Source organism: Paenibacillus sp. Soil724D2, from assembly GCF_001427935.1.
Taxonomy (GTDB): Bacteria; Bacillota; Bacilli; order Paenibacillales; family NBRC-103111; genus Paenibacillus_E.
This window is the reverse complement of record NZ_LMRY01000056.1, coordinates 461764-481793: the sequence shown is the minus strand read 5'-3', so window position 1 is coordinate 481793 and position 20030 is coordinate 461764. Positions and strand designations below refer to the sequence as shown.

The 20030-nt window shown below is 42.9% G+C and carries 22 protein-coding genes; 17 read left to right on the top strand and 5 right to left on the bottom strand.

Features of this window, described 5'->3' with window-relative positions; translation table 11 throughout:
- Window positions 1-162: 162 nt before the first annotated feature.
- The gene (locus tag ASG85_RS32290) at window positions 163-1254 is read right to left on the bottom strand and encodes a GntR family transcriptional regulator (protein ID WP_057306822.1); all 1092 of its coding nucleotides are present in this window, start codon (window positions 1252-1254) and stop codon (window positions 163-165) included.
- 368 nt (window positions 1255-1622) lie between these two features.
- On the opposite strand from ASG85_RS32290, the gene ASG85_RS32285 reads away from it, so the two are divergent.
- From ASG85_RS32285 to ASG85_RS32245, 9 genes are all read left to right on the top strand, one after another.
- Window positions 1623-3239, top strand: coding sequence for a xylulokinase (locus ASG85_RS32285; protein WP_060648950.1), 1617 nt, complete (start codon window positions 1623-1625; stop codon window positions 3237-3239).
- Window positions 3240-3241: 2 nt separating this feature from the next.
- On the top strand, window positions 3242-3937 hold the full coding sequence (locus ASG85_RS32280) for an L-ribulose-5-phosphate 4-epimerase (protein ID WP_057306820.1): 696 nt from the start codon (window positions 3242-3244) through the stop codon (window positions 3935-3937).
- 42 nt (window positions 3938-3979) lie between these two features.
- Complete coding sequence (araA, locus tag ASG85_RS32275) at window positions 3980-5404, top strand: L-arabinose isomerase (RefSeq protein ID WP_235549439.1); 1425 nt, start codon at window positions 3980-3982, stop codon at window positions 5402-5404.
- A 56-nt stretch (window positions 5405-5460) separates the two neighbouring features.
- Entirely contained in the window at window positions 5461-5685 is a 225-nt protein-coding gene (locus ASG85_RS32270; protein WP_060648949.1) for a hypothetical protein, read from the top strand.
- 266 nt (window positions 5686-5951) lie between these two features.
- Window positions 5952-6431 carry a hypothetical protein gene (locus ASG85_RS32265; RefSeq protein WP_082588319.1) on the top strand — a complete coding sequence of 160 codons (480 nt, stop codon included), beginning with the start codon at window positions 5952-5954 and terminating at the stop codon, window positions 6429-6431.
- Window positions 6432-6682: 251 nt separating this feature from the next.
- Window positions 6683-7870: a cation:proton antiporter gene (locus ASG85_RS32260; RefSeq protein WP_060648948.1), complete on the top strand. Its 1188-nt coding sequence runs from the start codon at window positions 6683-6685 to the stop codon at window positions 7868-7870.
- A gap of 276 nt (window positions 7871-8146) precedes the next feature.
- Window positions 8147-8485, top strand: coding sequence for a VOC family protein (locus ASG85_RS32255; RefSeq protein ID WP_060648947.1), 339 nt, complete (start codon window positions 8147-8149; stop codon window positions 8483-8485).
- A gap of 38 nt (window positions 8486-8523) precedes the next feature.
- Window positions 8524-8934, top strand: a complete 411-nt coding sequence (locus ASG85_RS32250; protein ID WP_057306816.1) for a GNAT family N-acetyltransferase — start codon at window positions 8524-8526, stop codon at window positions 8932-8934.
- A gap of 98 nt (window positions 8935-9032) precedes the next feature.
- Window positions 9033-9257 (top strand): hypothetical protein, encoded by a 225-nt coding sequence (locus tag ASG85_RS32245; protein ID WP_057306815.1) that lies wholly within the window; start codon window positions 9033-9035, stop codon window positions 9255-9257.
- Between the two features lie 130 nt (window positions 9258-9387).
- On the opposite strand, the gene ASG85_RS32240 is transcribed toward ASG85_RS32245, so the two are convergent.
- Entirely contained in the window at window positions 9388-10350 is a 963-nt protein-coding gene (locus ASG85_RS32240; protein ID WP_060648946.1) for an L-lactate dehydrogenase, read from the bottom strand.
- Between the two features lie 294 nt (window positions 10351-10644).
- On the opposite strand from ASG85_RS32240, the gene ASG85_RS32235 reads away from it, so the two are divergent.
- The 3 genes from ASG85_RS32235 to ASG85_RS32225 all read left to right on the top strand — a co-directional run bounded on the left by ASG85_RS32235 (window position 10645) and on the right by ASG85_RS32225 (window position 14482).
- Entirely contained in the window at window positions 10645-11253 is a 609-nt protein-coding gene (locus tag ASG85_RS32235; protein WP_060648945.1) for a YdcF family protein, read from the top strand.
- A 1283-nt stretch (window positions 11254-12536) separates the two neighbouring features.
- Window positions 12537-13811, top strand: coding sequence for a group II intron reverse transcriptase/maturase (ltrA, locus tag ASG85_RS32230; protein ID WP_156396954.1), 1275 nt, complete (start codon window positions 12537-12539; stop codon window positions 13809-13811).
- Between the two features lie 302 nt (window positions 13812-14113).
- On the top strand, window positions 14114-14482 hold the full coding sequence (locus tag ASG85_RS32225; RefSeq protein ID WP_060648944.1) for a hypothetical protein: 369 nt from the start codon (window positions 14114-14116) through the stop codon (window positions 14480-14482).
- Window positions 14483-14700: 218 nt separating this feature from the next.
- Here the strand turns inward: ASG85_RS32225 and ASG85_RS32220 are convergent, their stop codons facing one another.
- Complete coding sequence (locus ASG85_RS32220) at window positions 14701-15105, bottom strand: VOC family protein (RefSeq protein WP_060648943.1); 405 nt, start codon at window positions 15103-15105, stop codon at window positions 14701-14703.
- A gap of 477 nt (window positions 15106-15582) precedes the next feature.
- Between ASG85_RS32220 and ASG85_RS32210 the strand changes: the two genes are divergently transcribed.
- Window positions 15583-16047, top strand: a complete 465-nt coding sequence (locus ASG85_RS32210) for a hypothetical protein (RefSeq protein WP_060648941.1) — start codon at window positions 15583-15585, stop codon at window positions 16045-16047.
- A 199-nt stretch (window positions 16048-16246) separates the two neighbouring features.
- Here the strand turns inward: ASG85_RS32210 and ASG85_RS32205 are convergent, their stop codons facing one another.
- On the bottom strand, window positions 16247-16948 hold the full coding sequence (locus ASG85_RS32205) for a MerR family DNA-binding transcriptional regulator (protein ID WP_060648967.1): 702 nt from the start codon (window positions 16946-16948) through the stop codon (window positions 16247-16249).
- A gap of 158 nt (window positions 16949-17106) precedes the next feature.
- On the opposite strand from ASG85_RS32205, the gene ASG85_RS32200 reads away from it, so the two are divergent.
- Entirely contained in the window at window positions 17107-17616 is a 510-nt protein-coding gene (locus ASG85_RS32200) for a DUF6022 family protein (protein WP_060648940.1), read from the top strand.
- Window positions 17617-17680: 64 nt separating this feature from the next.
- Here the strand turns inward: ASG85_RS32200 and ASG85_RS32195 are convergent, their stop codons facing one another.
- Entirely contained in the window at window positions 17681-18016 is a 336-nt protein-coding gene (locus ASG85_RS32195) for a hypothetical protein (protein WP_060648939.1), read from the bottom strand.
- Window positions 18017-18112: 96 nt separating this feature from the next.
- On the opposite strand from ASG85_RS32195, the gene ASG85_RS32190 reads away from it, so the two are divergent.
- From ASG85_RS32190 to ASG85_RS32180, 3 genes are read left to right on the top strand one after another with little or no spacing between them, the layout of a single operon-like run.
- The gene (locus ASG85_RS32190) at window positions 18113-18700 is read left to right on the top strand and encodes a TetR/AcrR family transcriptional regulator (protein WP_060648938.1); all 588 of its coding nucleotides are present in this window, start codon (window positions 18113-18115) and stop codon (window positions 18698-18700) included.
- Window positions 18701-18729: 29 nt separating this feature from the next.
- Window positions 18730-19200: a DUF6789 family protein gene (locus ASG85_RS32185; RefSeq protein WP_060648937.1), complete on the top strand. Its 471-nt coding sequence runs from the start codon at window positions 18730-18732 to the stop codon at window positions 19198-19200.
- Complete coding sequence (locus ASG85_RS32180; protein ID WP_060648936.1) at window positions 19190-19657, top strand: DUF3995 domain-containing protein; 468 nt, start codon at window positions 19190-19192, stop codon at window positions 19655-19657. Before ASG85_RS32185 ends, ASG85_RS32180 begins: the two co-directional genes overlap by 11 nt.
- Window positions 19658-20030 lie beyond the last annotated feature (373 nt).

Below are 20030 nucleotides of genomic sequence, written 5' to 3'. Positions count from 1 at the left end.
CATCTGATGAGCGCTCTCCTGAACAACATCTGCAAACCAAGGTGTCAAAATCCTGCGAATGAGTGAGTATATGTGAGATAAACCCTTAAAACCGAGGGACGGGCAGTTTTGTTGAAGATCAATCGAGGAGAACCGTACCATAAGTAATAACACAGTCCATGACTATTCCACTTCGATCGCTTTTACGGTTTCGCCCTCAATGAATACGGGCTGGTAGTAGGTGTTGGTGGGCAAGTCTTTTTTGCCTTGTAAATTCTTAATGACCCAGTCCGCTGCGTCGCGTCCCATTTGTTCTTGGGGGTGGGTCAGCGTCGTTAGTTTGATATTCGCGTTTTTGGCGATATATGAATTGTCCTGGCCAATGATGGATAGCTCGTCTGGAATGGAGATACCCAGTTTTCTGCAGACATGTACGACTTCCAAGCCTACCTCGTCGTTGTAACAAACAAGCGCAGTTAAGTCATCCCGATTGTCGTTCAGATACACTTCCAAGTTAGCGGACAGGTCCGACTTCGTCGCCGTATCGAAAGAAAGTACATGCTCTTGCTGGAACCGTAATTTGGCTTCCCCAAGAGCCTTGATAAATCCCTTCATTCTATACTTCCCTTGCAAATCATCCATTTTCGCGATGATGCCGATCTGGGTATGTCCTTTGGCAATCAGCTCCCGAGTTGCTAGATAGCTGGACTGCACGTCATCTAGACAGAAGAAAGGAACCTCCAACTCTTCATAATAGGCATTGATCATCGTGAACGGAACCTCCTGCTCCTTAAAAGACAGGTAGTAAGCGATATTGGGGTTGTATACATTGCTTCTGGTAGGTTCTATAATCAGTCCATCTACGCCGTAGGACAGCATCATTTCTAACGCCTTTTTTTCTTGGGAGATATCGTTATTTGTACTGGCTAACAGCAAGGAATAGTTATCTTCATTTAATCGGCTTTCAATGCCGCGGATAATGGAGGGAAAGATGTAATCCGAGATATAGGTCGTGATGACACCAATCGTTTTATTCATGGTTTTCCCACTCGTTCTGGACCGGTATTGGGTGCTAACGTACGTGCCGGATCCTTTCTCGCTTCTTAGGAAACCCTCGTTCGATAACTCCAGAATAGCCTTTCTAACCGTCTGCCGGCTAACGTTGTAGTCCTCCTGCAAAGCGAATTCCGAAGGGATTTTCTCGCCTGCTTTGTAAGTTCCCGAGAGGATATAACTTTTAATCTCATCTATGATGATCTGGTACTTTGGCTTCATGAAATCCACTTCTTTCATCGTTGTTCAATAAGTTGTACGTACACATTCTAACATAAATCGCATGGAATGCAAATGAAGTCATATTTGTTTATGATCTCAATGGTACAAGTTCGATTCTTATCCTTAGAAAGATACTATGGTGAGATGAACAGGGGTGGAATTGCAGCTTATGTTAGTATAACTATTAGACTATATTGACAAATGTACGTACAGAAAATATACTAAAACTGTCAGTAAGAGAAAGCGCCTTCTTTCGATCGAATCTTCCGTTTATCTCATCGAGTGACCGGTTCGATCGGAATCAGGCTATTATACGATTCGCAATCGTTTGGGTTTAAGCCACGAATAGAGAGGGGAGATACGTGATTATGAATCATGTAGACTTGAAAGAAGCGATAACCAAGGGTGAAACTTCGCTAGGTATCGAATTCGGATCTACGCGGATCAAAGCGGTGTTGATCGATCGTCGTTTCGAGACCATCGCATCGGGAAGCTATGAGTGGGAAAATTTGTTGAAAGACGGATATTGGACGTACAACCAGGAGGATATTATTAAAGGCCTCCAAACCGCTTATCGTGAAATGAAGCAGGAAGTGGAACGGAATTACGGGGCAACCCTTCGGACCGTGGGCTCGATCGGGTTTTCCGCTATGATGCACGGTTATATGGCATTCGACAGTACGGGTGAGCTGCTGGTGCCGTTTCGGACTTGGCGCAACGCAACAACCGGCGCGGCAGCTAGGGAATTAACGGACTTGTTCCAATTTAATATCCCCGAGCGCTGGAGTATCGCTCATTTGTTCCAAGCGATATTAAATCAAGAGGAACATGTGCCTCGCATTGATTTCATAACGACGCTGGCTGGATATATTCACTGGCTGCTGACCGGGAATAAAGCGATCGGCATCGGAGATGCTTCCGGCATCTTCCCTATTGATGAAGCAAGCCGTAATTACCATCCATCGATGGTTAAGCAATTCGATGAACTTATCGCAGCCAAAGGCTATCTGTGGAAGCTTGAGGATCTTCTTCCTAAAGTATATCTCTCCGGCGAGCAAGTTGGCGAACTAACAGGGGCGGGAGCCGGCATTCTGGACCCGGCCGGGGATCTGCAGCCGGGTATTCCGTTATGTCCTCCGGAAGGTGATGCCGGCACAGGCATGGTTGCGACGAATAGCGTCAGGAAGCGTACAGGTAACATTTCTGTGGGCACTTCCGTTTTTGCGATGATTGTATTGGAGAAAGAATTATCCAAGGTTTATCCGGAGATCGATATGGTCACGACGCCGAACGGCAGTCCGGTCGGCATGGTGCATGCCAACAACTGCTCCAGCGATCTCAACGCTTGGATGGGATTGTTCCGTGAATTCTCCGAAGCTATGGGATACGGCGTAGATTCCGGCAAATTGTTCAGCGTGCTGTTGAATAAGGCATTGGAAGCCGACCCGGATGGCGGGGGTTTGCTTAGCTACGGTTATCTCTCGGGCGAGAATATTACGGGAATCGACAAAGGCCGGCCGTTGTTCGTTCGCTCGCCAGAAAGCAACTTTAATCTGGCTAATTTCATGCGAACGCACTTATTTACTGCTTTCGGAGCATTGAAGCTCGGAATGGACATTTTGACCGAAAATGAAAAAGTGGCCATTGACAGCATTTTGGCTCATGGCGGCCTATTCAAGACTCCTGTCGTCGGACAAAAAATCTTAGCGGGCGCGCTGAACGTACCAATCTCGGTCATGTCCACGGCCGGCGAAGGCGGGGCATGGGGCATGGCGCTTCTGGCTTCATATATGATCAACAAGGATCAAGAAGAGAGCCTGGATAACTTCCTCGAGCAGAAGGTCTTTAAAGATGTCGAAGGGCAGGAGATTGCTCCGGATAGAGCGGATGTAAAAGGGTTCCAAGCATTCATCAAACGATACCAAGCAGGGCTCACCATCGAACAGGCCGCAGTAGACCATCTGCTAGAGAACGGGAGGGACTAAAGTTGTTAGAACAACTGAAAGAAGAGGTATATCAAGCGAATCTGGATTTGCCGAAGCACGGACTCGTAAAATTTACTTGGGGTAATGCGAGCGCCATCGATCGGGAAAGCGGTCTGTTCGTGATCAAACCGAGCGGAGTCAGCTATGAAAAGATGAAAGCGAGCGACATGGTAGTCGTGGATCTCGACGGTAATGTGGTCGAGGGAGAGCTGAGACCTTCCTCCGATACCGCGACCCACGCCGTGTTGTACAAACACTATCCGCAAATCGGCGGCATCGTGCATACCCACTCGACCTGGGCAACCATCTGGGCGCAAGCGGGATTGGATGTACCCGTCATGGGAACGACGCATGCGGACACCTTCTATGGCGCCGTCCCTTGCGCGCGCTTCTTGAACCAAGAGGAGGTTGACCGGGGCTACGAAGCCGAGACGGGTCACGTCATCATCGAGACGTTCGAGAAGCTCGGACTGGATGTTATGGCAATCCCGGCCGTCCTGCTCCAAGGACATGCGCCGTTTACTTGGGGGAAAGACGTGAAGTCGGCGGTTGTGAACAGTGTCGTGCTGGAGGAAGTTTGCAAAATGAATTTGTATGCAAGGCAATTGAATCATTTTGCAAAAGAACTGCCTCAAGGCATTCTAGATAAACACTATCTTCGGAAACACGGGAAAGATGCCTACTACGGGCAGAAGTAATAGCCTTACATATTCTTAAATACAGAAAAGAGGATGATTAAGTTGTCAAAAACAGCAGCTAAACAATTTTGGTTCGTCGTAGGTTCGCAACATCTGTACGGGGAAGAAGCGCTGGCTGAAGTGAAAGCTCACGCGCAGACGATGACGGATGCCTTGAATAATAGCGGTGTGCTCCCTTATCCGCTTGTCTTGCAGGACCTGGCAATAAGCGCGGATAAAATTACAAGCATCATGAAAGAGGTCAACTATCGCGATGAAGTGGCGGGTGTCATCACATGGATGCATACGTTCTCGCCTGCAAAAATGTGGATTCGCGGTACAAAACTGCTGACGAAGCCTCTGCTTCACTTGGCAACCCAGTTCAATGAAAGCATTCCTTGGGCAACGATTGACATGGACTTCATGAACCTGAACCAAGCCGCTCACGGCGATCGCGAATACGGCTTCATTAATGCCCGTCTGAAGAAACAAAATAAAATCGTCGTAGGCTACTGGGAACGTCCGGAAGTGCAGCAGCAGATTGCGGATTGGATGGACGTAGCGGTTGCCTATAACGAAAGCTTCAACATCAAAGTCGCCCGTTTCGGCGACAACATGCGCAACGTTGGCGTAACAGAAGGGGACAAGGTCGAGGCCCAAATTCAATTCGGATGGACCGTGGACTACTTCGGCATCGGCGACCTCGTGCAATACGTGAATGCCGTTACAGAGCAAGAAATTGATGATCTGATGGGCCAGTATGCGGAGCTCTACGAATTCGATTACGGCACGAACAGTAAAGAAGCCTGGGAAGCGAGCGTCAGAATCCAAGCGAGCTATGAAATTGCCATCAAACGTTTCTTGGATGAGAAAGGTTATAATGCCTTTACGACGAACTTCGAAGATTTACATGGAATGAAACAGCTTCCTGGTCTTGCTGTTCAACGTCTGATGGCACAGGGCTACGGCTTTGCTGGCGAGGGCGACTGGAAGACGGCCGCGCTTGCTCGCTTGCTGAAAGTGATGAGCCACAATCAAAATACAGGCTTTATGGAGGATTACACTTACGAGATGGCGGCTGGTCAGGAAGCGATCCTGCAATCCCATATGCTCGAGGTAGATCCATCCTTGGCAAGCAACAAGCCCAAAATCATTGTTTCCCCACTTGGAATCGGCGGTAAAGAAGATCCAGCGCGTCTGGTATTCGACGGTAAAGCCGGAGAAGGCGTCGTCGTATCCATGGCGGACTTCGGCACTCATTATAAATTGTTGATCAACGAAGTTTCCGCTTTCGAGCCGACGGTTCCGGCACCGAAGCTTCCTGTAGCTCGTGTACTCTGGAGCGTGAAGCCGAACTTCCAGGATGGTGTGAGAGCCTGGATAGAGAATGGTGGCGGCCACCATACGGTCGTTTCCTTGAACCTGACGACAGACCAAATCGTGACCTACGCCAAGCTGGTTAACTTGGAATACGTCGTTATTAAGTAGTCTATAATTAAGGCGAAAAGAAGGCGGACCCGAGACAATCGAGGAGTTCAGAACTGATGGCGGATCCCGAAAAGGAGAAGCTGGACAGGGGACGTCGCCGCTTCCTTGAGAAAAATGTAAAAACCGTTTCTTTCGTAAATAGGCAATTCTATTTACTAAGAAACGGTTTTTTTGTTTTTCAGAATAACCTTAACCTACCCACATCATTAAATAAGACTATTATTACAAATAACGAGTATGACATTGAATTATATGGGATTGTTTCCCATTACCGTCCGTAAAGCGTTGGAGCTATAGTATGCCAAGGGGATAAATTACTATTGGTTCATAAAACATCGAAAACATTGAAGAAAAGGATTTAAGCCTAAAAGCTGCGATTATACGTGAATTAATTGAGGAAACAGGGACGGAGCTGCCGAGCAGTCTGACGGTCCCTATTTTGCTGAAGTATAGGGCAGTATAGTTAAATATTACACCTTCACAAACGAACGTATATTCGGTATCATAGAAATGGGTTATTATTCCAAGATGAAATGGAGATTCCAATATGATTAGCTTGGGTGAAAGTACGATTCTTCGGTATAAAGAATTTACAGAGTGGACGGATACCTTACATGATGTAGACGGGAGCATTTGGTTACAACCTATCGCTGAAAGAAAAGCATCAATAGGAGAAATTATTTCGCATCTTAAAAATTGGGATACTTATCTCATCTCGACGATTATACCAACGATTAAAAATGGTGAAGAAATGGTATTTCCGGATTTCGATTCATTTAACAAAATAGCTTATGAATATGCCAGATCGGGAATTTCTAAAGATCGCCTGCTCGATGAATTTAAGCTAACCCGTCTTCAACTGGTTGAAATACTGTTAGCCAATAGAGACGTTGTTTCTAAACATGTTACCGTGAACGGAGTAGAAACTTGCCCGCACACTGGCACACCCTATTCCTTACTTTATATCATTCACGAATTTAACGATCACGACAACCATCATAAAAATCAAATTTTAACGGTAATATAATTCTATCCGCTAACGGAAACAATAGTTGAATAAATAACTATATACTAACTATGAAGGAGCTGCCGAGGCAGCTCCTTTTAACATGTTTACAAATTAATTATTTTTGTATAGATGTGCATCTGGGCGTTAAGCCAACGGTCTGAACAATGAGTCCGAATATCCTAGGCAATATAAGATCAAAAGTGGATGCAGATAGTTATAATTACGAATCGGACTAGCATACCCTAATAAGGGATGGGGGACTGATTATTATGGGACATGGTGCTTTAATACCTCTTTTTTGGTTGTATCTAAGTATATTTGTCGTGCAAATGCTGCTTAGCAGAATGAAAGTTATCCGGATTCCTTCGGTCTTGGCCTATTTGATTTTAGGGATACTACTTTCCTACTACGGTAGAGGGTTGTTTCATCAGGAGCAAATGAAATGGCTGGACGGTCTTAGTGAGTTTGGACTTTATTATTTAATGTTCTTGTCAGGTATGGAGATAGATTTTAAATTCCTTCGTTATCAAAAAGGAGCGAATGTCCGTCAAAACCCTCTTATTATCGGATTGTTAGTCTTTGTGGGGAGCGCTTTGTTGGCTTTTCTGTTAGGTACAAGAATTCACCAAATAGAACCCTCAATAAAGTCCTGGATGATTATGCTTATTCTTTTGACAACCTCACTCGGGATTGTGATGCCGGTCCTCAAGGAAACGAGAGTCATCAAAAGCCAGTATGGCCAACTGCTTCTAACGTCCGCAATTCTCGCCGATCTCATCACAATGATCATCCTCTCCATCATTGGAGGATCCTACCATATTGGATTTACGTGGCGTCAGGCTTCCGTAGGTTTGCTTCTGCCTTTATCCGTAATTATCTATCAAGCCATATTCAGACTGAGGAAAACCTCATTTTGGCATAAGGAATTCCACAAGAATTCCGTGGTCCGATTGCAGGGGCTACTGGCTGTTCTCGGCCTATATGGAATCATTACTGATATGACAGGGTCAGAGGCTATTCTAGGTAGTTTTTTGGCGGGGTTTCTTTTAGCGAGTTTTCATCTTCATGATCATCATCCGTTTAAGGAGCAGTTAGAAGGAATAGGCTACGGCTTGATTATTCCTATTTTCTTCGTCATGGTCGGATTCCGTTTTAATATATCAGAGTTTGTGAGATCCCCTGAGGCGTTAGGTTGGGTTCCCCTTCTTCTATCTACAGCCTATATCGTTAAAGTTCTCCCGATGATGTGTCTCGGACCGATTCTAGGCATGAGGAGAGCTCTGGCAGGTGGATTTTTGCTCTCGTCACGTATGACACTAATCGTTGTTGCGGCATCGATCGGCATGAGATTGGGAGTCATTAACAAGGAAATTCAAGATGCTGTCATTGTGGTCGCTATCATTACTTCTTTGTTATCTCCAATGATCTTCTCCATGAGTATTACGGAACCGTCATAAGTTGTCAGGTGACAAGAACATTATCTCATTCCCGAAGGAGCTATTTTTTAAGTAAAATGATGAAGATCTCTTAGTCCGTCATTGAACGGGCAGAAGAGATTAATTACTAACGGATAAGATAGTAGAGGAGCTTGCTGTGAGATGTAGCTCCTCTTTCTTCATTAAACAGATTAGCATAACATTGTGTTAAAATATGGATATTAAAATCAAATTTTTAGCTATGTAAAAGACAATAATCTTTATGGAATAAATCACTAAGAAGAGGAAGTGTAGTTTATGAAACTAAATCATCTCAATCTCACGGTCAACGACGTTAAAGCGGCTAGTGAGTTCTTGGAGAAATATTTCGAATTACAAATCCGGAATACGCGTGGTAATTCATTCGCTGTACTATTTGACGACAGCGGGTTAGTGCTTACCTTGATGAAAGGTGATCAAGTCAGCTATCCCAACACCTTTCATATCGGCTTCATTCAGGAGAGCGAGGATCGGGTTAACGAGATCAATCAACGCTTGAAGGATGATGGGTTTAAGGTGGAGCCACCACAAAGGTCACATGCTTGGACTTTCTATGTCAAAGCCCCCGGTGGATTTACTGTCGAGGTTCTCAGTTAATCGTGATGGATCCATTACTGGCATCAAGGGGAGGAAAGATGAAGATAGTTGTTGCAACTGATTCAGACTATGGATACATACGAGAACGTGACCATCATATTTTAGAGAACTTAATATTGCCAAAAATAAAGAAAAAAGAAATATACATACTACGGAACCAAGATGAAAGTAATATTGGATGGATGAGGTACGGATATTTCTGGGATAACACACCCTTCATGAATATGATTTGGGTTGACGAACTATATCGAGGCAAGGGTGTAGGCAAGCAAGTTGTCCTATTATGGGAAGATGAAATGAAACAAAATGGCTTTAAATTGGTTATGACGTCTACTCAGGCTAATGAAGAGGCACAGCACTTCTACAGAAATTTAGGATATAGGGATGCTGGATGTTTATTACTCGAAAATGAGCCGATGGAAATCATTCTGACTAAAAAATTAATTTAAACCACGGGTTACAAACGAGAAAGAAATTCATTTCCACCCTAACTGGTCTGCAATACCTTTTCATTCAATCGCTTACCAATGTAGAGGTACTACCCGTATTGAGCGGCTTACCTAGGTTGAGAAAAATTCTTCTGGAAAGCATGAAAGGCCTGAAAAATATCAGTAGTTTGGGGCAGGCACCAGCATTAACTGAATTCATACATTGGTTCCCAATGAATATGAAAATGGAGGACTACATTCCTCTATTAAGCAATCCTTCTGTTAAAAGAGTTAACGGGATACGAGAGTTTAATGAAAGCGAAGGGGAGGCGGAAAATGTTTAGTGATGCACAACATGCATGGAATCCAACTCCAGAAGAAATCACTGTATGCAGTCGGTGTATGTGTTGACACCGGATTCGAAGTTTTGGACTTGGGGTTGGATTGGATTCCCTTGTTGTTCCGTTGTGGGCATCACAAACTGCCGATCATAGACGCTTGAAGAAGGTGCTTACGAATTACGCTGCAGGAGTAACGAAATTTCTCTTGTTCCATATTATCGAGATGTAGCTCAACTACTTCCTTAACGCCATCTCGAGATATGATGGCCGGAACGCCAACACATACGTTTCTCTCACCGTATTCTCCATCTAAGATCGCGGACACGGCGATAATCTTGTGATCGTCGTTTAATAAAGATCGAGTGATGAAAGCCAATGCATTGCCGATACCAAAAGAAGTGGATCCTTTAAGGTTGAATATTTCCCATCCCGCCAGTTTGGTCCGTTGCTCCAATTGGTCAAGATCGACGAGACCGAATCGATGCGGATGCTGGCTTATGATCTGATGCAACGGTTTACCGCCAATAGTTACGTGTGACCAAGCCACGAACTGGGATTCACCATGTTCGCCCATTACATACCCTTGTACGCTCTTCGGTTCGACTGGAAAGATTTCGGATAAGATCTTTTTCAGCCGTGAACAATCGATGGAGGTGCCTGTTCCGATCACACGATTTCGTGGAAGACTGGATAGTTTCCATACAGTATATGTAATGATGTCTACAGGATTTGTGGCGACAAGGAAGATTCCGTTAAACCCGCTTTGCATGATCGGTTGAATGATATCCTTCATGATATGAATGGAAGATTCCATAAGATCAAGACGATTTTGATCTTTGTTCATGCTTGCCCCGGGTGTCAGAATCACAACGTCCACATCCCCACATTGATCGTAATTGCCCGCAAATACTTGGGTTCGCGAGTGAGTGAAGTCCATGCAGTGAGACAGGTCTAATGCTTGGGCCAATGCGTATTCTGGTGTGCGATTAATAAGCATTAATTCTTCGCAAACGGATTGATTGATTATGGCGTAAGCACAGTTTGAACCAACTAATCCCATCCCGACAATAGCGACTTTTCTTGGTTTCCAAGCCATAATTACCTTCCTCCTTCAAACAAATAACGCCTCGTATATTATATATGTTGTTTTGCTTGTACCATGTGACTAAACATGACGCAAAACCACGATTTTAGGTTAATAAGCAACGTTTTCTAACATGGACATCCAGTCATTTGTTGGAAAGGAAATTGTAAAACCGCCGAGATTCTGTCAAAGATCAGTAGCATGCTTTTTGGCTGGGTGACGTTAAGCTAAGGGCAGGATAACGCAATGCGATTCAGGTGCTAGGTTTGTGTTACAATAAAAGGAAAAAGTAATGGAGGGATTAAATTGCTGATCTCGCAGTTCGATCCTGAGAACCTTCTTCAAAATCATATTGACTCGATATTATTTAATAATCTGGTGGATGATGGTTCTAAAGGCGATGTTATTTTTGTGTTTGGAAGCCAAAAATCTTTAATATATCGAGTCCCTGAAGCAATTAAGCTATACAAACAAAAACGTGCTCCAAGAATCTTGTTTTCAGGTGGGATGCAATGGGATGGTCAAAATGATGTTGAGGCAAAAATGATGAGAGAAGAAGCAATAAAACAAGGCATTCCTAAAGAGGATATCTTGATCGAACCATTATCTAAGTATACAAAAGAAAATGTTTTATTTTCTTCAGAAGTATTGGAGAGCAGTATGGGATTAGCTAATGTTCAAAGAATTTTGATTGTTACAACTGCTTATCATATGCGGCGTTGCCATCTAACCATGATGACATTTCTGCCCGATTCAATTTCTTATACATTTTGTCCAGTCAATGACGAAGATACAAGAAGAGATACTTGGTTTATGAATGAAATAGGAACAGCAAGAGTAAGGGAAGAGTGCAAAAAAATAATTACATATATAAGGAACAACCAATTGATGGATTTTGGTGTTGAGTTGAGCTAACGGGCACGATAGTTCAATTAACCGCCTTATCATGAGGCGGTCTTTCTTTTGGTTGAGAATCAACAATATAGAATAACAGAGCCTAAAATTAAAGTGTAAAAAAAGAGACAATCTAAAAAGATTGCCTCTTTTTTGCGCTAACTCATAATTTAAATAACACCAATCTTACCTAAACGAATAAATAATGCTTGTGGACTCACTTTAAATTACTGAGCTATTTCAGTGAACTGTTTTGATTCATTGTTAAGTAAATGCAATGGAAAGTTCTACGAAACGGATGGTAAGTCATTGAAAGCCAAGTATCAAGGAGCCATGGAATCCATTAAATTTCGCAAAAAAAATCCTGCCTGTGCCTGCTTTCACAGGCGGATCATCAATAACCCTCATTGATGAAAAGGGTGTTAGGCATTCCATTCTTTCAGGACCTGGAAGCACTTATTCAATTGACAATGTATGGTACAAAGCCTACCGCAGTGAAACTACCGAAATCGCTTGGAAAGATTTTTTTTGAAATTTCTACCATGATTCAAATTATGTACCACTGAAGTAACAGATTACTTCTAACGAACTCATTTAACGAGGAACTATAGCAACAATAATAAAGGCTGCCAGCTTTGTTCGGCAGCCTGTTCAAGTAACGGGCAGGGCGCGCCTAGCCAAGCTAGGTACAACTAACTGATGCAAGTTCAGTCGGGGTAAGGACCAAGCCGCCTCGTAGCTAGCAGGCAGACGTTGGCGAAATCCAACGGCTGAAGCCCTGTGAAAAGTCACGAATTATCGTGATGAAGCAAATCTGCAGGCCGTAATAAAGTGAATCCTACCGCATCGTGAAACTGAACCCGAAAGGGACAAGAGGGAGCCGAGCCACGTCTGCCCCGGCGAAGGCCATAGAACGCGCAAAGATCTTGGAACCGCAGCGCGGAAGAACCCTCCGGTGTAAGGGGATCGGCATGTAGAGAAAGTTGTATCTGGAACTAGGGAGACCCTCCCCCGCACGAAGTTTCTATTTCGTAAACGGTAGACCTATAAGCCCCAAAGGTGAAGTGGCGAGCTGCGGGAAGGGAGTCGGAGGGGGCCATACTACCGTGGATCCGGTGGACAACATAACCCCGGGGAGGGAAGGGCGCCGAAAGGCAATACCCCACTTCGTTCATGGGAATTTGAGGAGGTAAGAGCAAGTGAATGCCGAACATACGGCTAACGCCACCAATGAAAACGCTTGACGACTCCAAAATACCCTCTATCTTGCGGCTAAGGCCAACCCTAAACGCAAGTTTCATGCTCTGTACGATAAAATATTCCGGAAAGACGTCCTGCGAGAAGCATGGATGCGGGTGAAGAAGAATCGAGGCAGTGCCGGTGTAGATGGACAAACAATTGAGTCCATCGTTCAAGCATACGGAGAAGAAACCTTTATCGAAGAAATCAGACAGCAGCTGGCGGACGGGACATACAAGCCATCCCCTGTGAAGCGGAAGGAGATACCTAAACCGGACGGAAAAACTCGTCCCTTAGGAATTCCGACGATCAGAGACCGAACTGTACAGATGGCAACAAAAATGGTGATCGAAGGTATCTTTGAGGCGGATTTTAAAGATTGCTCTTATGGATTTCGCCCGAAGAGGTCGGCACACCATGCCATCAAATGTATTCGGGATAGCGTCAATGGGGGAATTGTTAATTGGGTAGTCGACGTAGATATTACGGGCTATTTCGATAACATCTTGCATAGCAAACTATTGAGACTGGTAGAAGAGCGTATCTGTGACAAGCGCATCCTGAAATTAATCAGGCAATGGCTTGAAGCAGGTGTAATGAAGGAAGGGATTTGGCACAAAACGGAAATCGGAAGTCTGCAGGGCGGAGTGATATCTCCGTTACTCGCCAATATCTATCTGAACTACCTTGATACTATTTGGGAAAAGCGGTTTTCTCATCTTGGAAAACTGGTTAGGTATGCTGATGATCTAGTCATTCTATGCAGGTTCAAACCGCAGGCACTCGAATCAATTCGAATCCTTAAGTCCATCTTTGGGAAACTGGAACTAACCATGAATACTAGCAAGTCGAAGTTAGTACGTCTTTGGAAGAACGAGGACGGGTTTGACTTCCTTGGTTTTCACCATCGAAAAATGCCGTATCTTCATAAAAGCGGAGTTATGTATAGACTTCGAAGTTTTCCATCAAAGAAAGCGATGAAGAAGATGCGTCTGCGCGTGAAAGAAGAAACGTCTCCAAGAGGCCGACTCCAATGGTCACTAAAATTGATGGTGGAAAAACTTAATCCGATGATTCAGGGATTGCGTAACTATTACGCTCATCTGGATGCAGATCGGAAGAAGTCCAATGGCTTCCTAGCCAAGGTAGACTGGTACATCCTTAGGAGAATGAGGCTTTTCTGGAATAAGAAGCACAAGAAGCACAGGCTAATTTGGAGTGAGATGCATCTGCTGCTTCAGCGTTCAGGCTTGAAAACTGTAAGTACATGGGGAATCCGTACTGCCCTGGGTGAAGAACGTCGGAAAGCCGTATGCGGGAAAACCGCACGTACGGTTTGATGAGGAGGGGCTGGAATCCCCAGCCCTTTACTCTACTTAGTTGAATAAGCCATTACAGAAAAAGGTGATATGATGTCGTTCTGCGAATATAAATTAAGTACCATTTTTTTGTTAGAGGAGGAAAAATGAAGATAAATAAAATTTATATTCCGCTCGTCGTTGTCTTTTTTATTTCGATCATTTTTTTGATATGGTTAATTCAATAAAATAAACCTCTGTATGATCAAATTGGAAAAGTAATTTCAGAATCTGATTCGGGCTATAGTGAATTAATACATATACATACTGACAGAGAGCGGACAATGGCATTTTATAAAAATAATAGGTCAGAATTAGGTGTTGTTTTACTACAGAAGAAAATTCGTGGATATGAATTAAGTGAATATATAAATATAAGTCCAATGTTTACAGATCAAGTCTTAAGCTGGCATGGTTCAGAAAACCAAAAATTTAATATTCATATGCTTTATGGAGTTGTTAAAGATCCAGAAATAACTCAGATTCTTTTAATTCGTGAGGGAGATAAGACAGCTCAAATTATTAATAATGGCGAATATTCGATATGGTACTCGTTGGTCGAAAACATTTTGAAGATGCCTATTACTATTCGGGCAACGAATAAAAAAGGTGAAATATTGTATGAAACTGGTGATGTTGGTTTTTGGAATTGATTAGAACTCACCCCTCATTACGCTGACGGCGAACGATAGCACAATTACAAATAGGCTGCCAGCATCAGCGAGGGTCGCGAAATAGATCCATTTCTCAATAAATAATGAAGAACCTAGATAAAATGAAGAGACCATAGCTCGTTGCTATGGTCTCTTCCTATGAAGCGCTCAGTAAAATTACTAATTACGAAATTCGCCACACTCACTTCAACTGTCCGTCAACGCCTACCGCTGAACCGTTTGATCGCTTCCTCGGTCACTGGCGCGAAGAGGTTAACCAGGTTGCCGTCGGGATCGCGAAACAGCACAGCGCGGTTCCCCCACGGCATCGTAGTTGGTTCCTTTACCCACTCGCCAACAAACGGCTTCAAGCGCTCGTATTCGGCATCGACATCGTGGACGCGGAACTCGATGATGACAGTGTGATTGTCGGCCGCCACTGCGGAACCAGCGCCGAACAGTTGCACCGTCTGGGAGTGGCCGATCGCCAGGGTGCACGACGGCACAACGAATTCGGCAAAGACGGGCGCGGGGCGTTCCGCCGAAACACCCATGACTTTCTCATAGAACTCGACGAGACGATCCACGTCGTCGGTAATGATGCGTACAGAAGCAAAATTCATGAGATACCATCCTTCCTATAACAAATGATACAATACCTTATCATATCATTTTGGGCCAAAATACTTCGCATTTATCTCCCACTCCTTTACGATTACTTACTCCGATTATAAAAAACATTACTGACAACAGTATGTCAGTAGTGTTTTAATATTTTTTTGGCTTCCTTCAGAATTCGATTTCGGAATGCATCAATACACGATATGGATGCTGCCGCGTTCCCCGATCTCAACCTTGAACTTTAGTTGAAGAAAGCGCTCAAAGAAAGGGCCATCCCGCAAAGGATGGCCCAAAAACTTGCCGTTACAGTTAGTGCGGGGAAGTATCATCAATTCTTTATTTTTCCGCAGCCCAACACTGGTAACAGGTACCCAATTTCCCGTTAAGTCCAAAACCAATCTGATCCTTTATAATATATTGTCATTAGAATCCGCAAGAACAGTTGGATATCACATTGATGAAATGAGTAGGATGCCACCTTGATTAAAATGAATGACTACATGAAAAGGATGATAAGAAGGAAAAAATTTATTGGATCCGGCGCAACGCGCGTTGTTTACGATTTAGGTAACGGCTATGTTATAAAAATAGCTAAGTCTCAAAAAGGGATCCGTTGCAACAAAATGGAAGTAACCTTATACCAGTCATCGTCGAACGTAATTAAAAAATATCTTGCACCGATTATCAATTACGATAAGGTTTACCGCTGGTTAATCATGAAAAAATACATTCAAAAATTTCCTTCCGATTCTTTGATATATAAACGGCAACTTATGCAATTGGTTAAAAAATTGTTGGATCAAGGAATCATTCCATCAAAGAGGATAGGTCGTTATTATAATCCGTATGCTCCTAACCTGCGCCTGAAGCACTTACGATTGAAAGGAAGCAAACAGATCGTGGTCATTGATTATGGAGGATTTAAATATGCACATAAATCATAATGGACGTGGAAAGAAATTCTTCGGGGTGGGTGCCCGAAGAATCGTATTTCACATTTTTATTTAAAGGGAAACAATTTCTCGCACAATGAAGAATTAAGGTTATTTTGTATTTCAGGATTTGCACGACTTTATCGAGGGATAAACATAAAATGAGGTGCATATTAATCCCTCTGTTTCTAATGTTTGATTTCCGACGGGGTTAGATCGGTGGTTTTATCAATTGAATTAATTTGTATAACCTTGATATTCCACACATTTGAGACTCGATCCTCTTATCAAGGTAAGTCCGGATATTCTCGGCCAGCTTCATGATACTTTGCAGATCCCCATGTTCGGTGGCGGCAATCGATTGCTTATATTTCACGGTTTCCTCTGAATAAACGGAGTTTTGCAGCACTTGGATCAATCTCATTTTTTGCAGATGACCTCCATCGTAACAACGATAATGGTTTTCAGGATCTCGGTCCGCTGCTACATAACCTGCTTTTTCCCAATAACGGATCGTTGATTTAGGTATTTTCGTCAACTCGGATACTTCATTGATGGTAAAGCGCTCTTTGGCATATGGAGATATATTTTCAATCGCTTGTATTCGAATATCCTCGATCAACCTCTCCAATCTCTTTTTATCGTCGTATAAAACGATTTCCTTTTCCCTGATGGCCCACAAAGCGTTATGTGTCTTGTCCAGCTGAAGATAATGAAGCACCTCAGTTGTCACTTCCATCCCGAATGCCGGGGCCAAGGTTTGAATACATGCCAAGTAAGCTGCATGCAGGTCCGAATAAAAACGATAGCCGTTCACTGATCTTTCCGCAGGAGGGATGAGGCCATTGGCTTCATAGTTACGTAAGGTGCTGGGGCTAATCATGAATGTTGCTGCCATTTTTTTGGGACGCATTTTCAAATTGCGATCTCCCCCTAAAAAATCAGAATTAAAGTTACTTGTAAGGTTTTCTGGAAATTTATAAGATTCTCCTTCTTATTATTCGATAAACCTTTCAATTTGCTTGTATGTTGTACAATTTATTTGCAATGATGAAAAGGAGGCGAAAGTGTATGAATAAACAGTTCCCGAATTTCCGCCAAGACATGACAATAAAAGAAATGGGTGAGGCGGCCAACCGTTATATTGAGTCCGAATGGAAGCCCTTGTACGAGGCGATGCATAAGGACTTGACGGCAGCTTTTGCTGAAATAGAAGATGCTGCCTACGGCCTTTATTTGGACGGTCTGATGCCGGCCATATTCGAAGAACTGGAAAGTGCCGGTTATAGTGCGATGGAGAAGCTTGAGGAGAACGATTTCGTCATCGCCAAGTGCTTGATTTTCAGAAACTCCCTTGAGAAATGGGGCACGGAAGATAACAGATCGAGAATATTTTGGAACGTGATCCGTGACAGGCAAGGCAATCCGGTAGGTACTTTGCTTACGGAAATTCCTCACTCCCATCTGAAATTCGACATTCCTTCGGCACCGGTCGTTTATTCACTACCTGAGATTCTCAAGGAGAAAATCGTGCAAGGAGTGAAGGAAATTAAGGAATCCGAGCTAAAAACGGGAGAATAGAGCAGTCAATGAAATAATTTTACGTTTAGAAACATGATATCTTGGAAGGATGGTATCGGTATCGTTATGTACTAATCCGTAGTCGATGGAAATCCTTCCAGAAAAATAAGAGAACGTTGATAACGTGGGGGGCATAGCTCGGCTGGGATTGCGCATCGCTGGTAGCAATGAGGTCAGTGGTTCGATCTCCCTTGGATCCATATAAACAATGAGGCATCCTTAAAGTCACTGAAGTAATGGATAAGTACGACCAATAGCTCAATATGGACATGGAGGCAGCCGTTGCAAAAATCGGCTGCTTTTTCCACTGGTAGAGTACAGTAATGAGTTCATTGATCTGGATTAATTGAGCAGCAATCATGATGGGATAAATACCAAGGAATCTTTTGAGCTGATTCATATTTGCAGAAGAAATTTCCAAAAGATACTTGTGAGTAATGTTATTCTATAGTAATATTAATACAAAGTAACAAAATGTTTTATCAGGAGGTTGTTAATGAATTCGAATAAATTGTCAAAAGGTGAACTCACCAAACAACGACTTTTACAATCAGCTGCAAAGGAATTTGCTGAGCGAGGGTACCATGAAGCTAAAATCAGCACAATTGTATCAAACGTTAACCTCACTCAACCGTCATTTTATTTATACTTCAAAAACAAAGAAGCAATATTTCAGGAGTTGATTAGCCACTTCCGTAAACAGTTAATTCCTTTTGTTGAGAGAACCTACGAAATTGCCAAGTTGCCTCATGATGAGGTACCGCAAAGAATTCAAGTAGGCTTGTCCCATCTATTTCAATTTTTCGCATCTGATCCAAACCTGACAAAAGTCGCTTTTTACCAATCGGAGCAAGGAGAAGAATTCCGACTTGTGATGATTGAAATGATGGCTTCAATTTTCAAACATTATCAAGAAGTAGGCCTTATACGAAGTTCCTTATTTATAGAGGTCGCTGCAGAAGGTTTTATTGCCATGTTGGATCGATTTACTTACCGTATAATTCTCACAAATGAGCGTGACATCGACACACTCGCTAAACAAATGTCAGACACTTTCTTCTATGGGATTTTGGCTGAACGTTAACAAAACTAAATACAGAAAGGAAAATGTTAATGGCTTGGGTCTTAAAAAATGTTTCATTGATTCAGGTTTTACGAAATGGCTTTCTTGCTACCTTGTTAATGGAGATATTTTACCGCCTAACAGACTTGTTTTTACACCATAGTTTGGATGTCGCAGTTGGAATCGGACAAATGTTCATGTTGCAATCCCCCTTGGTTATACGAATTGCAGGATATGTTGTGTTTTTAGCTGGGGGAGTAATCTTCTCCTATATATATGCTCGTTTCATTCCAAAACGATCCATATGGACGGGTTTACTTTATGGGATAATCTTTCTTTGGCTGATTGTAGATGGCTTATTGTTTGAACCTTCTTTCATAGGTGTAGATTATGGAGTTATGTGGGTCATGATCAATCTCTTAGGCCATTTCGTATATGGGGGATCACTTGGTTTTTTTTATCGTGGTGAGTATAGGAAATCATTGAAATCAGTTATTGGAGAATTGGAAAATGAGGTTTGAAACGAAGTTGCGATCTGGAGTCATTCTGGCAACAGTGCTCATGGTAGATGGATTGGTTCATCTTTACTGGGCCACAGGAAGTACTTGGCCTGCTGCTAATGCCAAAACGCTTTCACATGCAGTCCTTAATGCAGATGTATCGTTTGGACCATGGGTTGTCATTCCACTTGCATTACTCTTGTTTACCGCAACAATTATCGTGTTGGCGAAAATACGGTTTCTTGGAAAGTTTAACAATCTTATACCTGACAGGCTTCTTAAATCTGGATTGTTATTGCTTTCTACAGGGCTTTTCTTACGGAGTCTTGCGGGTATTGTTTGGGTATTTGGTATAGGAGCAGATCCTAAAACTATTTTCTATTGGCTCAACCTCTTCGGATACACACCTATCTGTATTGGGCTCTTCATTGCTTCAATGTTGGTCTTTAGCTTATCGAACGAGAAACAGGCCTCATAGCGCTACGTCTTCATTCGTTGGAACATAACAAACACCGACTCGCGGATTGACACTTTTTAATCTGGAGAATGATTGGCACGGAGAACGATAGTTGAAAAATGACATGACGGCAGCCGCTAGATAGATCGGCTGCCTTTTCCACGCTAACGGGAGTTTTGTTGAACCAGTTGTAAATTTAACATTTTAAAGTAAGAGCATTTCTTTGTAATGAGAAATGCTTTTTTTTATTTGTCAAAATTAAAAGGATATTTCAATGATAATATAATATAAAACAATAGAAATTTATTGAAAAACGATAAATTACATGCTAAAATCATGTTGTCAATAAATAAGTGGAGGTGTTTTAAATGAATGTTAAACGAGGTTCAACCAC

What these genes read in the sequence shown, in the direction of transcription:
- ASG85_RS32250 (WP_057306816.1), top strand. Translation starts at nt 8,524, where the DNA reads ATGAAGATAGTTGTTGCAACTGATTCAGACTATGGATACATACGAGAA.
- ASG85_RS32225 (WP_060648944.1), top strand. Translation starts at nt 14,114, where the DNA reads ATGGCATTTTATAAAAATAATAGGTCAGAATTAGGTGTTGTTTTACTA.
- ASG85_RS32195 (WP_060648939.1), bottom strand. Translation starts at nt 18,016, where the DNA reads ATGAATCAGCTCAAAAGATTCCTTGGTATTTATCCCATCATGATTGCT.
- ASG85_RS32220 (WP_060648943.1), bottom strand. Translation starts at nt 15,105, where the DNA reads ATGAATTTTGCTTCTGTACGCATCATTACCGACGACGTGGATCGTCTC.
- ASG85_RS32285 (WP_060648950.1), top strand. Translation starts at nt 1,623, where the DNA reads ATGAATCATGTAGACTTGAAAGAAGCGATAACCAAGGGTGAAACTTCG.
- ASG85_RS32265 (WP_082588319.1), top strand. Translation starts at nt 5,952, where the DNA reads ATGATTAGCTTGGGTGAAAGTACGATTCTTCGGTATAAAGAATTTACA.
- ASG85_RS32205 (WP_060648967.1), bottom strand. Translation starts at nt 16,948, where the DNA reads ATGCGTCCCAAAAAAATGGCAGCAACATTCATGATTAGCCCCAGCACC.
- ASG85_RS32255 (WP_060648947.1), top strand. Translation starts at nt 8,147, where the DNA reads ATGAAACTAAATCATCTCAATCTCACGGTCAACGACGTTAAAGCGGCT.
- ASG85_RS32290 (WP_057306822.1), bottom strand. Translation starts at nt 1,254, where the DNA reads ATGAAGCCAAAGTACCAGATCATCATAGATGAGATTAAAAGTTATATC.
- ASG85_RS32260 (WP_060648948.1), top strand. Translation starts at nt 6,683, where the DNA reads ATGGGACATGGTGCTTTAATACCTCTTTTTTGGTTGTATCTAAGTATA.
- ASG85_RS32200 (WP_060648940.1), top strand. Translation starts at nt 17,107, where the DNA reads ATGAATAAACAGTTCCCGAATTTCCGCCAAGACATGACAATAAAAGAA.
- ASG85_RS32240 (WP_060648946.1), bottom strand. Translation starts at nt 10,350, where the DNA reads ATGGCTTGGAAACCAAGAAAAGTCGCTATTGTCGGGATGGGATTAGTT.
- ASG85_RS32180 (WP_060648936.1), top strand. Translation starts at nt 19,190, where the DNA reads ATGAGGTTTGAAACGAAGTTGCGATCTGGAGTCATTCTGGCAACAGTG.
- ASG85_RS32190 (WP_060648938.1), top strand. Translation starts at nt 18,113, where the DNA reads ATGAATTCGAATAAATTGTCAAAAGGTGAACTCACCAAACAACGACTT.
- ASG85_RS32185 (WP_060648937.1), top strand. Translation starts at nt 18,730, where the DNA reads ATGGCTTGGGTCTTAAAAAATGTTTCATTGATTCAGGTTTTACGAAAT.
- ASG85_RS32270 (WP_060648949.1), top strand. Translation starts at nt 5,461, where the DNA reads ATGGCGGATCCCGAAAAGGAGAAGCTGGACAGGGGACGTCGCCGCTTC.